We start from the raw sequence: 14,266 nt of genomic DNA, 5'->3' as shown, positions 1-14,266 counted from the left end.
GTATGCCAGCACCCCCATGCTGGCGCAGCATGAAGCCAGTTTGCTGGCATTAGGGCTGTACGTGAAACCGCGCGAGCCGAAAGGCTCGCGCGGACAGAGAAGCACTGTTGACTAACGCCGGTTGCCGCGCAGACGGGCGACCAATAACAGGACACCCAGCCCGCCCAAAACAGCCGTGGACGGCTCAGGAATCTGCGTTGCCCAGGGAATCATCTCCTGGGTGAATTCGAAGCCCCACGTCCCGGAGAAGTTAATGGAATAGAGGAAATCCAAGCTCCCACCGTTCAGAATGGACGTGCCTTCAGAGAAGAAAATGCTGCCTTGCCACATGCCGGCGTACGGGCCGCTAACCAGTTGCACAGGATCCCAGGTTTGGGCCCAGAACCAGTCGTTGAGAGGAGGGTTGCCAACGGTGGGGCCGGGAGTGGTGAACGTAAACGGCAGATCCATCCTGACGTTGATTTGATAGCCGTACCAAGCATTCCCTGTGTCGTTCTCAACTGTCCCACTCAGTGTCAGCGTGGGGTCCACATCGCTGTCTAGCTCCACCCAGCCAACCATGTGGGCCGGCGCATACGGCTGGCCAGGGGCACCAAATTGATCGCCAGACATCCAGAGCTTGGCCTCGGCAGGATTCCAAGACCATTGATCGCAGACGATTGTACCATCTCTGTCATCATGCCACCACGCGTTTGTGATGCTGGCATTGCTGGTTGAGACGAAGGCGAGGGTTGCCACCACAGTCAGAAGTAAAAATAGTCTTTTCATAGGACTTGATGCTCCATCAGCAGGAAGCTACGCCCACTGACTTTACATTGGCCTTATTTAACCTCAGGCAGTCGAACTAGTCAAGGGATTTAGGTGCCTTTTTTACAAGTATTTCTGCGTCGCCTGCCCCAGATCTTGGCGTGCTCCAGAGCAAAAACGGTGGGGCGGATGGGATAACCGGACTTGCCCCCTTCCGGACCACGCTTGTGGGTGGGGCGTAGATGGGGCTTATCCAACCGTTCCAACCGGTTCGCCCGCATCGTACTTCGCGAACGCAGCTAACAAGCTGGCTCATTGTGGTTTCGCGGAAGGCGCCAACGGTGGCCAGCATTCGCACAATCTGGATAGCCGAGTCATGAGGATTACAGGGCTAACCTGGCTCTCCAATCAGAACTCAATCGAATCTTCGAAATCTCGACCCGTGCGCTGTCCATATTTGGGACAGTGATGCTGGCTATTTGCCCTTTCCAGTCTCCGCTGGCTCCGGTGCCCTTGGCTGGCGGATACGGTGCCGGCACGGTGATGCTACGGTGTGTATCCCATGGGGAGCGCTCCCCATGGGATACACACCGTAGCCGGACCGCATTAACATGCCATCCGCAAGCCAAAACCAGGATGCGGTTACTGCAACGGTGCCGTCGTCCGTTCGGAGGGGCTGCTGGCGGTAAGAAGGGGAGTTCGAGACGGCGGATCACCATGATTCCTACTGAATGACGAACGCCGCTGAGGTCGAATCCCGGCCCAACAATGGTCCCCGGGGCTTGATCTTGCTCGTGGCGTGGCTATGTTCAACCCATGAATGCAATTCATTCGCCGACATTGGGCCGTCGCCAATTCCTCAGTGTTCTCGGAAGTGTCGGGGCCATTGCCGTGGTAGGTGTGGCGGTCCCAAGCGCCCGGGCGGCGACCCGCAAAGGGCGCCTCAAACAAGCGGTATGCCGCGGGGTCTTCAAAGGCACCCAATTGGACCTGGAAGGCCAATGCCGGGAGGCGGCGCGGTTGGGGGCGCACGGCATTGACTTGGTCGGGCCGGAGGAGTTTCCGGCGCTCAAGAAGCACGGGCTGATTCCCACCATGGTTCGCGGCAGCAGCGGCATCAAAGCGGGCATTAACGACAAGAACAACCATGCCACCATCGAGCCGAAGATGAGGGATGCGATCAAGGCGGCGGCGGCGGCCGGGGCTCCCAATGTGATCGTGCTGGCCGGCGACCGTAAAGGGCTTACGGACGAGGAAGGCCTCGACAACAGCGTGCAGTTCCTGAACAACATCAAGAGCCTGGCGGAAGAGCAAGGTGTGACCCTGTGCACCGAACTGCTCAACAGCAAGGTTAATCACCCCGGCTATATGTGCGATCACACGGCCTGGGGCGTCGAGCTCTGCAAGCGAGTGAATTCACCGCGGGTGAAACTGCTGTATGACATCTACCACATGCAGATCATGGAGGGCGACGTCATCCGCACCATCCAGCAGAACATCCAGTATATCGGGCATTTCCACACCGCCGGAAATCCGGGACGGCACGAGTTCGATGACTCGCAGGAACTCAACTACAAAGGCATCTGCCGGGCCATTGCGGATCTGGGTTTCAAAGGCTACCTGGCACACGAATACACGCCCACCAAAAAACCGCTCGAGACGCTCGAGCAAATGATGAGCATCTGCGAGGTGTGATTCAGTTCACACTTCTCTCCGAGGCTGTCCTCAATGCCGCTGTGCTCAAGGGGACGGATCGGAGTGAACCTGGGGTGAAACGTCGGCCGACACTGTGCCCGCCAGATGGCTCAAACCGGAAGGGCGGCCACCCCGCCTACCGCGCCGGCAAGGCGAGGGTGGTATGCTCATCCGCGACATGAACGGCTGCGTCCTCGTCCAGATAGACCAGCCTCGTCGTAATTCCCTCGGCATGGACCTTTACTAAAACGCACCCGATGGTTTTAACCTGCGCATTGCTGGAACTGGCTTGCCTGGAATAGGTAAAGGCAAGCTTCTCGGCATTGTATGTGAGCGTGCCCGCCTTCACTCCGCGATCACCGTCCGAGGACGGCACCACCATATACACCGTCCCCTTCCCGTCCGCCACGACTTTGTCCTGATACAGAGGATGGGTTCGTTGATAGACGTGGTTATTACCCGCCAACGCGAGGGCAATTCCATATTCGTCGCAGAAGTCCTTCCAGTTCGCATACCAGCTGGTCTTGCCCGCCCGGCCGTCAAACCACTGATAGTGTTCGCAAAGGAAGATATGCCGGTACTTCCCTTTGAGCCGCCGGATCACGTCGGCTGCCCAGTTTCTCGCAATCGTCTGCTCGCTGGGACGGTTGGACATGACCTCGTTGTTGAGCGTGATGAACAGGACGTTGCCATATGTGAACCAGTAGCACACTCCCTCCTGGCCGGGGTAGCCGTTGCCCGGGAAGTTGTTGGCCACCTTGAAGTAAGCCGAACTGGTGGAACCGGTCCGGGTCATGGCGTCATGGTTGCCCAGGACGTTGGCGAACATGTAGTTCTTGATGAAATCCTGCTCGTATAAGAGCCTCCAGAACGAGTAACTGCCACCCCAGGCCACCACGTCGCCGGTCGAGAAAATGAAGTCCACACCCGGGTCATTCGCCAGCGCTGCGTCAATTACTTTCACGGCGTTGTTCAGGCGTCCGGAAAGTGGGGGATAGGCGTGAAAATCGCCGATCCACAGAAAGCTGAATTCTGCCGCGCCGGCGGTTTTGAAATAGTGGACTGGGCTGCTAACACCGCCCTCAATGCCGATCTTATACATGTATTCGGTATCCCGCTCCAGGCCGGTTAACATTGCTCCGTAATCCAGGAAGACCGCGTCTTCGTTAAAATCCGCGCCGGAGCCGGTCTTCGAATACACGCCGTTGAAAATATCGCAACGCTCGCAAGTTCCGTTCACGGTCGCGGCGTGCGCCCAGTTGGTATCGGACTTCTTCGCATAGGTGACAAAGCAGTTGGTGGCTCCCAAATCTGCGTGCCAGCCGATATTCATTTGGGTTGCGGCGTCCTCGCCCGGATTCGTGACAATCGAATACACGCTACCGGCTATTGCCGGCGCCCCCAGGCTGAGTGCGGGTGTGGCGACGCATAAGTTCAGGCAGGCTGCAACTTTGAGCAGTCCGGCGAAAACTCTGCCGCAGTTTCTCGGCTTGGCCAACTTACGCGCTTTCATTCTTCAGTGTTTCTGAACTTCGCAGCTCTGTGCTGTGGCCTTTTCGCGTGGTCGCCGGAGATCGTCCCAATGGTTGCTGCGGCGGCCTTGATTCGAGACAGCGAGATGGAGCCGCCCCGGCTGCGTCCATTGTTGGCCTGGCCCCTGGCAGCGGCGCTGACCTTGGCGACAAGCTGACGTTTGGATGAGCCATCGTTTGTTATTCTCCCACTATGATGCCAGTGTCAAGAGGCATGTAGGAAGCCGCCGCAGCGTCCTTCCAACTTGCCATTGGGCCAGTTTTTGGGTTAGTGTTTGTGCACCATGAAACTATCCAGCAAGCTAGAAAAGGTTCTGAACGACCAAATCAACCTCGAATTCTCCTCCGCTTACGCCTACCTGGGCATGGCGGCGTATTTCGAGCGCACCCCCTTCACCGGCTTCGGCAAATGGATGAGAGTCCAGAGCAAGGAGGAATTGGATCACGCCAACCGCTTCTTCAAGTATGTGGTGGAACGGGGCGGCAAAGTAGGTTTACAAAGCATCGCCGAGCCCAAGTGCGATTACAGGTCGCCCCTGGACGCCTTCAAGGCCAGCCTGGGCCACGAACAGAAGGTTTCGGCCGCGATCTACGCCATATACGAACTGGCGGCCGCGGAGAAAGACTATGCCACTCTGTCATTCCTTAAGTGGTTCCTCGATGAGCAGGTCGAGGAGGAACGGAACGTCAGCGATCTCCTTACCAAACTCGAACTGGCCGGCGATCACCGCGGCGCCCTTTACCAAATAGACCGCGAGGCGGGACGCCGGGCCGAAGAAGACAAGGATTAGTGCTGGCCTCCAGGCGGCGCCGGGCCGGATGGTGGGCAGGCGCGGCCCGCAACGCATGCCTTACCGGACCTACGGCCTTGACGAGGTGGCTCGTTATCTGCACCTGAGCGGTGCCGACATCGAGCGGTTGGTAAAAGACAAGCATATCCCCTTCGAGCGGCACGGCGAACGGCTGGTGTTCCGCAAGGTGGATATTGATTCGTGGGCCTCGCAACGCATCCTCGGCTTGGAAGGCCGGCCCCTGGCCGATTACCACCAGCGATCCTCCCGCGGCACCCGGCAGATCGTCCCAAACGAGGCCATCATGCCGGACATGATCCAGCCCGGGTTCATCGAGCCGGCCATGACAGCCAAGACCAAAGCGTCCGTGCTGCGCCAAATGGTGGCTCTGGCCGAGAAGACCGGGCGCGTCTGCGATCCGCAAACGCTGTTGGAGGGTTTGCAGGCGCGAGAGGAGTTGTGCTCAACCGGCATCCCGGGCGGTCTGGCCCTGCTGCATTCACGCAATCCGGAGTCCTATCTGTTTGAAGCCTCTTTTCTGGCCCTGGGCCGGACCATCCAGCAGATCCCGTTCGGCGCGCCGGACGGTCAGCCGACCGACCTCTTCTTCCTGATCGGCTGTCCGGATGACCGAATGCATCTGCACACGCTGGCTCGCTTGTGCCTGATGGCGCAGAAGACGGACTTGCTTGCCGACCTTCGGCAAGTGACTGATGCCGACGCCATGTGCCAGAGCATTCTCGCCGCAGAACAGGCCGTCCTGGCCAATCGGAAGCCCCTGGCGGACTCATCTGATCCTCCAGCCTGAAGGAGCCGGGCCAAGCGGCTGGACGACTAGCCGATGTCTTCCGGGACCTGGCTCTGCTTTGGCTTGCCCTTGCGCCACGCCGGACTAGAATCTGCCCCCAAGTCCAGGCATGGCCAACAAGACGTCACACGATTCCCCTCCGGCCCACGCGCGCCCGCTTTCATTGCTTTCGGTCGTCATACCCGCGTGCGATGAGGAGGGATGCATCTGTTCAACCGTCGAGCATCTCCACCTTGAACTGCGGCTCCATAACGTGCCGCATGAACTTCTCGTGGTGGACGATGGCAGCGCGGACAGAACCTGGGAACTGCTCACTGATCTCCAGGCCAAAGTCCCCGAACTGACGCCGGTAAAGAACGAGGGACCGCACGGCTTTGGCCGGGCGATCATCTGCGGGTTGAACCACATGAAGGGCGACGCAGTGGTCATCATGATGGCCGATGAATCGGACGATTGCCGGGACGTCGTGCGCTACTGGCAGGAGTTGAACCGGGGCTGGGACTGCGTTTTTGGGAGCCGCTTCCTGAAGGGGGGCGGGGTGATTGACTACCCGAAGATCAAGCTCTTCATCAATCGTTTGGCGAACTTCTTTCTCAAGGCCCTCTTTGCCATCCGCCTCAATGACACGACCAACGCCTTCAAGGCCTACCGGCGCGAGGTCATCGAGGGGTGCCGCCCGCTCATCGCGCCGCACTTCAACCTGACCGTCGAATTGCCGCTCAAGGCGATCGTCCGGGGATTTTCCTGGACGGTCATCCCCATCACCTGGCGCAACCGGCGCACGGGCGTGGCCAAGCTTAAGCTCCGGGAGATGGGCAGCCGATATCTGTTCATCTGCCTCTACGTCTGGCTCGAGAAGTACTTTAGCCGCGGTGACTACAGAAAAGCACGATGAGGTAACCTCGCGCTTCGTCCGTCTCTTTGCTTCCAGTTTCGTTTAGAAAATCAGGTGCGACATAGTGCTCTACTCTGAACCGGCCATCAATCCGGCCGAGGGCGGATCGCCATGAGCTTCTGCAACCATTGGTCAATCGCCGCGGTGGCGAGTTGGTGGGCGTATTCGTTGGGGTGGGCGTCATACCGATTCACCGTCAACCGGCTCGGCGGCAGGCCCTCAAGGACTTCCAACAGATCAAGGTGCGGCACCCCCAACTCGTGCCAGAGCTCATCCAATTTGACGTGAACCGGCCGGTATTCGTAGTTGGGCCCGAGGGCGTGCAGGAATGGAAAGGTGACCGCGGCAAGACGCCCGCCCTGAGCTTGAACCAGGTCGCGAAAGGCCTTCAGCCGCTCCTGTTGCCGCTCCCAGACCGCGCCGTTGTAAGCCTCGCGCACAAAGGCACAGTAGTTCCCCAGATATGGATCCCGCGACGCCCGGTAATGATGATACCAGAGATTCATCATGTAGCTGTTGCGCACCAGCCAGCCGCTGTTGTCGAGCTCTGCCAGGATGCGCCTGGTGGCGTCGGCTTGCGGGGGCAGCAGGTCGCCAATGTCATTCAGGCAATAGACTAACACCACCTGATCCAGCTGGTAGCCTCGCGCAATAGCCTTCTTCATCACTGTCATCTCCCCGCCCGTGTCCAAACCAACCGAGGCCAGCAGGTGAATCTCCCAATCCGGATGGGCCTGGCGCAGCCGATTCGCGAACCGGTCTCCCACATCTTTGATGCCATGCCCCGCGGTGAAGGAATCCCCGACGAAACTGATCCGGCGTCTGCCGGACGTCAGCGCGGGCGAGTATTCCAGATTATCACGGCTGCCCGCGCCGTTCACGCGCCAATGACGCTGCACCCAACGCTCCGAAATCCGGGTGAAGGCCAGCGAGTCCGTGGTGTCACAGCAGAAACGGAAGTAAGTTTCCCCAACCAGCAAGACCGGTGTTACCAGGCAAGCCAGAACCAGGGCGTTCCCGATGACCAGGCGGCCCCAGCCGGTTGGAGCTACACCCCTCCTGCCTCGTCTGACAAATACCAGCAGCAAACCGATGCTCGCCATCGGTGCCGCCAGAAACAACCCGAAGGTGACGTTCTCCTGCCATCCCCCAGGCAGTGGCGCCGCCGGTCGCCATCGCGCCACCGGAAACAGCCTGAACAGATGCTTCGCCGGCGAGGCAGGAGCCGCAACCGCAGAGGGGCTAGCATTGAGTGAACTCTGCCCTGCCGCCTGCTGCCCGGACATTTGCTCGGACAACTGCTCCGCCAAATCCGCCGGCACGCACCGGCCTAACCGACTTTGCACCTTGTGGATGCGATAGTGAATGGTCTCCTGCCAGTAACACCCTTCACCCGGCAGCAACTCGACGGAGCAGGCGCCCGGACGCGCGACCGCCCGGTCCGCATAGAGGTTCAGCACGTCGTCGTTGTTGAGCAGGAGCGGACTGGCCAGGAAGCCGGCCGCCAGCATCTGGGCGGGAGCTCGATTTCGGACCATCAGCTTTCCGCCGGGCTCGCGCCACGCAGCTAGTCGAACTGTCGGTGGCCGGTAAAGTGCCTGTCTCAGCCGGCCCAAGAGGGTCGGTTGCAGGGAAATTTCAAGCCACAAATCCGTGTTCCCGAATTCGCGCAAGTCAATTGCCTGGCCCGGCTGCACGGTTCCCTCGCGGACCAGTGAAAGGACGGGCCGCTTCGTGCCGATTCGCCTCAACAAGAGGAACCGGTCTTCGGCGGCTATGGGCTGGTAATTAGCCAGCAGCGTTCGCAACACCATTGCGTCCTCCAATGATGGGAATTTCCGGTCAAGCGCGAACAGCCGGAACAGCACATACTCGGGTGCCGCCTTGGATAGGTAAAAACTCTCGTTTAGCTGCATCAATGCCCGGCTGCACGCGACGTAGCTTTGGAAGACCGGGCGCGGGCGATAGTTCCAGCCGTTGTGCAAGGCGTAGGCCTGCCAGTGGCCAAACACGTCTGCACTGGCGCGCCCGATCTGTTCAGTGCAGCGCGGCAATTGCGCTTCGCGCCGCCTCGCGCCCAGCGCCTCCTCCATCTGGCACCGATAGCCAGCCGGGTTCATCAGCCAGGACAGATTCTGCCCGAACGTGCGAAACGGCACCCGGAACGATCCAGGCCAGCCTGCGAAACAGTTCACTTGCATGGTTATCAATGACAACCCGCAGACACCCAATGCCAGGCCCCGGGCCCACCGGCGCGCCACCCGCCCCTCGCCGGGCAGCGTCTCCAAACCAAACGCCAACACCGCGATGAACCCGAGGAAGTACACCTCCCGCCCCGACCGCACGGACCCATATTTCCAAGCCGCAAAGCTCAGCAACAACAACCACGCCAGCAACAAACCCAGACGGGCAGTTCGCTGCGCCTGGCCGCCCTCAAACGCCGCCGCCACGCGCAGGATAATCATGACTAGGACCACCAGCGCCAGCGCCAGGCATAAGCTCTGCAGCAGAACCGGACCTTCCCAACCCAGCGCGCCATTGTAGGCCCGCGCCACTGCCAGACCGTTAGCCAAATAGGCGCCCAGACTCGCGAACGCTTGCCCCGCGCCTGCCCAGCCCAATACGAATGCTGTGCCGAAGCCAGCGGTCATCCCCACCGCCAACCGCCAACGTCCGTGCAGTGCCAGGTCTCCCGCAACCACCGCCACGCCGACAGTGGCGGTGAAAAGAAACGAAATCTTCGCCAGCGCGGCAAAAGCCGCGAGAACCGCAAACGCCAGCAAGCACCCCAGAAGGCGGTAACCGGATTCGACCAAACACAGCAAGCTCCAGGATAGCAGTCCGATATTAATCACCAGGTCTGCCCGAGTCGGAATGTTGGGGGCGATCCAGAGAAACAGCAGCAGCAACCCCCAGCGCCACAGCGGTCGCAATCGCCACGCCAGCAGGCATAATCCAACGGCTGTCGCCAGGCAATACGCCACGTCTGCCGCCATGCGCCAACCCGCGGCGCAGGGCGAGTAATAGTAAAACATCAGGAATCCCAGCGGCCCATACGTGAACACCAGGTCAGAACCAAACTGGAGCCCCTCCTCCTGAGCGTAGTTCAACCCAGCGCTTAAGGAGGAATCCACGTCATTGTCCGGCGGTGCAGAGGGGAACGACACGAAACAAACCGTAATCAGCGCCGCCGCCAGCAATGGGACCAGCTTGGTCAGCCTGCCCGGGGGCAGATTGGCCGCCTCGTCGCGCTTTTGCCAGCCGTACATCTCTTCGAACCTGCCAGTCCCCAAGCCAGCCTGGGTTTCGTTGCCCAACGATACGGTCGCGTGGCCGGCTTGTGAAGCAAACTTCAGTGACCCGGAGTGCCGAATCGGCTTGCGCTTAACTCAGATTCATGTGAATAACATGCGCGATGGTACGTGACGAGCCCGGTTCGGTTCGGGCATCCTCTGCCGAAGCTTGCCTGCGCGGTCAGAGGACCTCCCGCCGAATTCAGGTTGCGGCTTCAAGCCGTAAGGCTGAGCGCCGGATCGAAAACGTAGTCCATTGAAGTTGAACGGCTGGAGAGATGGCTGAGTGGTTTAAAGCGCACGCCTGGAGAGCGTGAGTGGGCTTATACCCCACCCTGGGTTCGAATCCCAGTCTCTCCGCCAATTCCGACGCTCCGTTGCCGGTTCCCGGTAGCGGTGTCGGCTCCCTGCCTAATCTGGATTCAGGGAATGAATGATTGCGAAACTCATCGCCGCGTCTATATTCCTTGCCGGGCAAGATGGGCAGGTTGGCGCAATTGCTTTTTCCAGGTAACCCGAGGCACGTTCGCACTCGGAAGATGCAGTCGTTGTACTTTGCTGTCTTTCTTAGCGTGGCCGCATGCGTGGCAGTTGGCGTGATAATCTACCTGCTCAATCGGACGGGCGTGAATTGACCCGCAATAGAAAGCCCTCTCCCTTCCAACCGGAAGAGAGAGGGTGCAAGCGGTTAAGCTCCTCTAACAAACTGCCAGGCTACGCGCCCATGCCGTCCTCGAACGAGCCGGCAGCCAGCGGAAAGCAGAGGTTGTCGCGCACGTATTGGATGCCGTTGGCGCTGGTAGCGTCCAAATCGCGGTAGGCGCTCTCGGCCTCGACAATCAGCGGCGCGGACTTGGTGCCCATCACCTGGCAGTAGCGCTGGGGATAGCCGGTATGGATCAGCAGCTCCACATAGCGCATCATGTTGAGGTCGCCCGTGGGGATGTCCACAAACTGCATCGCGCGCTTTTGCCAGCCCGCCTCCATCATGCGCAGTGGCAGGCCCGGGCGGATGACGAAGTTCTTCACGTGGCAGGCGTAGATGCGCGGCGCCACCTTCAGGAATCGAGTCTCCCAATCCTCCCCCTCCCAGCAGTGAGACGGGTCGGCGTTGACCGTGAGGCATTTGTCCCCGCTGCAAATCTCCACCAGCATGTTGAAGTCATCCGCGCACATCGCCGCCGTGCCGGGGTGGATTTCGTGGGCCAGGAAGATGCCTAGTGACTTGGCCTGCTTGCGGATCTTGGCGGTCTTCTTGACAAAGCGCTCTTGTCCTTCTTTGAGGAAGTCGTAGTCGCCGCCTTTCCAGAATCCCCACGGGTAGCCCGTCGCCAGCTCCCACCCAAACGCCACGCCCCAGAACATCGGCACGATCTTGACGCCCAGCTCAGCGCACAAATCCAGCAGCCGCAGGATGTAATCCTCCGCCCACTTCTCAATCTCCGCGGGCGACTTTTTCGCCACGTCGCCCGGGATGAATGGCCGGACGGTTGGGCTGCCAGTCCAGGCGGTTGTGTGCACCCAGAACGGGCAGTGCGCGGAGACACCGTCCAGGCTCAGCTTGGCCTTGGCAAACGCGTCTTTGATCTCCTTCGCGCTCTTGAAGCCGGTGCCGCTCTGGAGCATGAAATTGGACGGCTGCGCCCCGGCGGCGCCCGACCTCTTCGCGTATTCAAGGAACTGCGCAAGACTCTTGGCTCCGTGCTGCGCTCCTTCGATGCTGGGATGAAAACAATTGTCTGCCATAATGTTGCGTAAGGTTATACAGGTTTATTCATTGACCGACCGCCAGAGCATTACTGGCGTCGGCTAGCGAACGCAATCCCATTTTTCGGATTTTGGTTGCAGCCTGCTCTCTCGCACTTACTTTCAGCCTATGTCGGTGTTTTATGACACTCACGCCCATCTTGGCCGCCCCGAGTTCGCTGACGACCTGGGCCAGGTCATCGCGCGGGCCGCCGCCGCGGGTATCACGAAAATTGTTACCATCGCCACCGACCTCGCCAGCAGCCGGCGCGCCGTCGAATTGACGGAGCAATTCCCCAACGTGTATGCCGCCGTCGGCTGGCATCCCTCCCACGCCCTCGAAGCCCCCGACGATTTCCGGCCGGCGCTGCGCGAGCTGGCGCGGCATCCCAAGGTTGTCGCGCTGGGCGAGACTGGATTGGACTACTACCGCCTGCCGAGCCGGCAAGCCGGGTTCACTGCCGCCGATGACGCACGCTTCAAGGCCAGGCAAATCGAGCTGTTCCGCCAGCACCTGGAAGTGGCCGCCGAGCTTGGACTCGGCTGCGTCATTCACCAGCGTAACTCGCTGGAAGACACGCTTGCCCAGGTGCAACCATTCGCCGGGCGCGTGCGCGGCGTGTTCCATTGCTTCGCCGACGATGCGACGGCCATGCGGCGCATCCTGGCGCTGGGCTCGCTGGTTAGTTTCACCGGCATTCTAACCTTCAAGAGCAATCAGACGATTCGGAATGCTCTCGCCGCCACTCCCCTCGACCAGTTCATGCTGGAAACCGACTGCCCCTTCCTTGCGCCTGCGCCTTACCGGGGGAAACGCTGCGAGCCGGCCTACGTGAAGGAGACCGCCGAAGTCGCCGCCCAGGTCAAGGGCTGTTCGCTCGAAGAGCTGAGCGCTGCCACGTGTGCCACCGCTGCGAGGTTCTTCGGTAAACTGTAGGAAACCTCAGAACATTTGTTCCTCAGCCGTCAACGGGTGGTTTTGGCAGCGTTTGACAGGCCCGCCTCCCGCAAATGGTGGAGGCGGCGGGAGTTGAACCCGCGTCCTTGGCAAACTTGCCAGCCGCGACTACATGCTTAGTCAGGAGAGAGTTTTCTACCAGGCGATTGCGGCCTGACACCGAGTCGCCCAGCCTAGCCCGCAGGGTAAGAGCTTCAACCAGGCGCGCGCGGACGCCGCGACTGGCCTAACCTGCTGTGGCGTTCGTCCGGCGCAGCAGGTGTCCGCCGGCGAACGTCGTGGCACTTAGGCCGCGAGAGCTAATTCTTCGTTAGCAATTAATGTTCGGTCCGATGATTAACGAGGCCAACGAACCATCCTCGGCATGCCGCCTCTGGCGCATCTTCCAAGTCGAAACCAGTACGCCCCCAAAAGCTGCAGGGCCAATCTCGCCCATTTCAACCCACGGGTCAAGGATCCAACGGCTCTCAACGAAAAGCGAGGCTGGCGTGCGCCAGCCTCGCTCGATTCAACGGTTCCTCCCGCAAGCGCCGCGGAACAGTACGGGCCTCCGGCCCATCCGGCCATGCCCGCGGCTGCGATGGGCTTAGTAATCCATGTCGCCGCCCATGCCGCCGTGACCGCCCGGCATCGGGGCCTTCTTCTCCTTCTCCGGAATCTCAGTGATGAGACATTCCGTCGTCAGGAGCAGGCCGGCGATGGACGCGGCGTTCTGCAGCGCGGTGCGGGTGACCTTCTTCGGGTCCACTACGCCGGCTTTGACGAGGTCTTCGTAGCTGTTGTCCGCCACGTTGTAACCATCGTTGCCCTTGCGCTTCTTGACTTCCTCGACAACGACCGAACCTTCCTCGCCGGCGTTGTTAGCCAGCTCGCGGGTCGGGAACTCGATCGCCTTCTTGACGATGTCCACGCCGATCCGCTCGTCCTCGTTGGCGCCCTTGACCTTGTCAATGGCGTCCAGGCAGCGGATCAATGCCACGCCGCCGCCAGGGACGATGCCCTCTTCAACGGCTGCGCGGGTCGCGTGCAGGGCGTCCTCGACGCGGGCCTTCTTCTCCTTCATCTCGGTCTCGGTTGCGGCGCCGACGTTGATGACGGCCACGCCACCGGCGAGCTTCGCCAGGCGTTCCTGAAGCTTCTCGCGGTCGTAATCCGAGGTGGTTTCCTCGATCTGCCGGCGAATCTGGTTCACGCGGCCCTGGATGTCCGAGCTCTTGCCGGCACCTTCCACGATGGTCGTGTTTTCCTTATCCACCACGATGCTCTTGGCCTTGCCGAGGTCGCTGAGTTCAACGCCCTCCAGCTTGATGCCGAGGTCTTCGCTGATGAACTTGGCACCGGTGAGGATGGCGATGTCTTCGCACATGGCCTTGCGCCGGTCGCCGAAGCCCGGGGCCTTGACGGCCACGATGTTGAGCGTGCCGCGCAGCTTATTCACCACCAGGGTGGCCAGGGCTTCGCCCTCCACTTCCTCAGCGATGATGAGCATCGGTTTGCCAACCTTGGCGACTTTCTCCAGCAGCGGGAGCATGTCCTTCAGGCTGCTGATCTTCTTCTCGAAGATCAGGATGTAGGCGTCTTCCAGCTTGGCTTCCATGGTCTCGGCGTTGGTCACGAAGTACGGAGACAAATAGCCCTTGTCGAACTGCATGCCTTCAACCACTTCGAGCGTGGTCTCGATGGACTTGGCTTCCTCGACGGTGATGGTGCCGTCCTTGCCAACCTTGTCCATGGCGTCGGCAATGATCTCGCCGATGGTGGTGTCCCAGTTGGCGGACACGGTGGCGACCTGCTTGATCTC

10 protein-coding genes, 1 tRNA gene and 1 other RNA gene are annotated in these 14,266 nt (G+C 60.4%); 6 read left to right on the top strand and 6 right to left on the bottom strand.

Annotation, left to right across the window (positions count from 1 at the left end; genetic code table 11):
• Window positions 1-111 precede the first annotated feature (111 nt).
• Window positions 112-768: a hypothetical protein gene (locus P5205_08830; protein ID HSA10460.1), complete on the bottom strand. Its 657-nt coding sequence runs from the start codon at window positions 766-768 to the stop codon at window positions 112-114.
• 795 nt (window positions 769-1,563) lie between these two features.
• On the opposite strand from P5205_08830, the gene P5205_08825 reads away from it, so the two are divergent.
• A complete protein-coding gene (locus tag P5205_08825; GenBank protein ID HSA10459.1) occupies window positions 1,564-2,442 on the top strand; it encodes a TIM barrel protein in 879 nt (292 codons plus the stop codon).
• Between the two features lie 136 nt (window positions 2,443-2,578).
• On the opposite strand, the gene P5205_08820 is transcribed toward P5205_08825, so the two are convergent.
• The gene (locus P5205_08820; GenBank protein HSA10458.1) at window positions 2,579-3,955 is read right to left on the bottom strand and encodes a metallophosphoesterase family protein; all 1,377 of its coding nucleotides are present in this window, start codon (window positions 3,953-3,955) and stop codon (window positions 2,579-2,581) included.
• Window positions 3,956-4,258: 303 nt separating this feature from the next.
• Here P5205_08820 and P5205_08815 point away from each other — a divergent pair, with 303 nt between their 5' ends.
• The 3 genes from P5205_08815 (at window position 4,259) to P5205_08805 (ending at window position 6,468) form a co-directional block, all read left to right on the top strand.
• The gene (locus P5205_08815) at window positions 4,259-4,765 is read left to right on the top strand and encodes a ferritin (protein HSA10457.1); all 507 of its coding nucleotides are present in this window, start codon (window positions 4,259-4,261) and stop codon (window positions 4,763-4,765) included.
• Between the two features lie 55 nt (window positions 4,766-4,820).
• Window positions 4,821-5,573: a PTS sugar transporter subunit IIA gene (locus P5205_08810; GenBank protein ID HSA10456.1), complete on the top strand. Its 753-nt coding sequence runs from the start codon at window positions 4,821-4,823 to the stop codon at window positions 5,571-5,573.
• Window positions 5,574-5,682: 109 nt separating this feature from the next.
• Window positions 5,683-6,468, top strand: coding sequence for a glycosyltransferase family 2 protein (locus tag P5205_08805; protein ID HSA10455.1), 786 nt, complete (start codon window positions 5,683-5,685; stop codon window positions 6,466-6,468).
• A gap of 86 nt (window positions 6,469-6,554) precedes the next feature.
• Here the strand turns inward: P5205_08805 and P5205_08800 are convergent, their stop codons facing one another.
• Window positions 6,555-9,737, bottom strand: a complete 3,183-nt coding sequence (locus tag P5205_08800; protein HSA10454.1) for a hypothetical protein — start codon at window positions 9,735-9,737, stop codon at window positions 6,555-6,557.
• 296 nt (window positions 9,738-10,033) lie between these two features.
• Between P5205_08800 and P5205_08795 the strand changes: the two genes are divergently transcribed.
• Window positions 10,034-10,124: transfer RNA gene (locus P5205_08795), tRNA-Ser, on the top strand.
• A 351-nt stretch (window positions 10,125-10,475) separates the two neighbouring features.
• Here the strand turns inward: P5205_08795 and P5205_08790 are convergent.
• The gene (locus tag P5205_08790) at window positions 10,476-11,507 is read right to left on the bottom strand and encodes a TIM barrel protein (protein HSA10453.1); all 1,032 of its coding nucleotides are present in this window, start codon (window positions 11,505-11,507) and stop codon (window positions 10,476-10,478) included.
• A 130-nt stretch (window positions 11,508-11,637) separates the two neighbouring features.
• Between P5205_08790 and P5205_08785 the strand changes: the two genes are divergently transcribed.
• A complete protein-coding gene (locus P5205_08785) occupies window positions 11,638-12,444 on the top strand; it encodes a TatD family hydrolase (GenBank protein ID HSA10452.1) in 807 nt (268 codons plus the stop codon).
• A gap of 75 nt (window positions 12,445-12,519) precedes the next feature.
• Here P5205_08785 and ssrA read toward each other — a convergent pair.
• Together ssrA and groL are read right to left on the bottom strand one after the other, a co-directional pair.
• Window positions 12,520-12,874, bottom strand: a transfer-messenger RNA (tmRNA) gene (gene ssrA, locus P5205_08780).
• A gap of 177 nt (window positions 12,875-13,051) precedes the next feature.
• Window positions 13,052-14,266, bottom strand: a 1,215-nt coding sequence (groL, locus tag P5205_08775; protein HSA10451.1) for a chaperonin GroEL, incomplete at its 5' end; no start/stop codon positions are given.

This window comes from Candidatus Paceibacterota bacterium, assembly GCA_035452965.1.
Classification (GTDB): domain Bacteria; phylum Verrucomicrobiota; class Verrucomicrobiia; order Limisphaerales; family UBA8199; genus UBA8199.
This window is presented reverse-complemented; position numbering and strand designations above follow the sequence as displayed.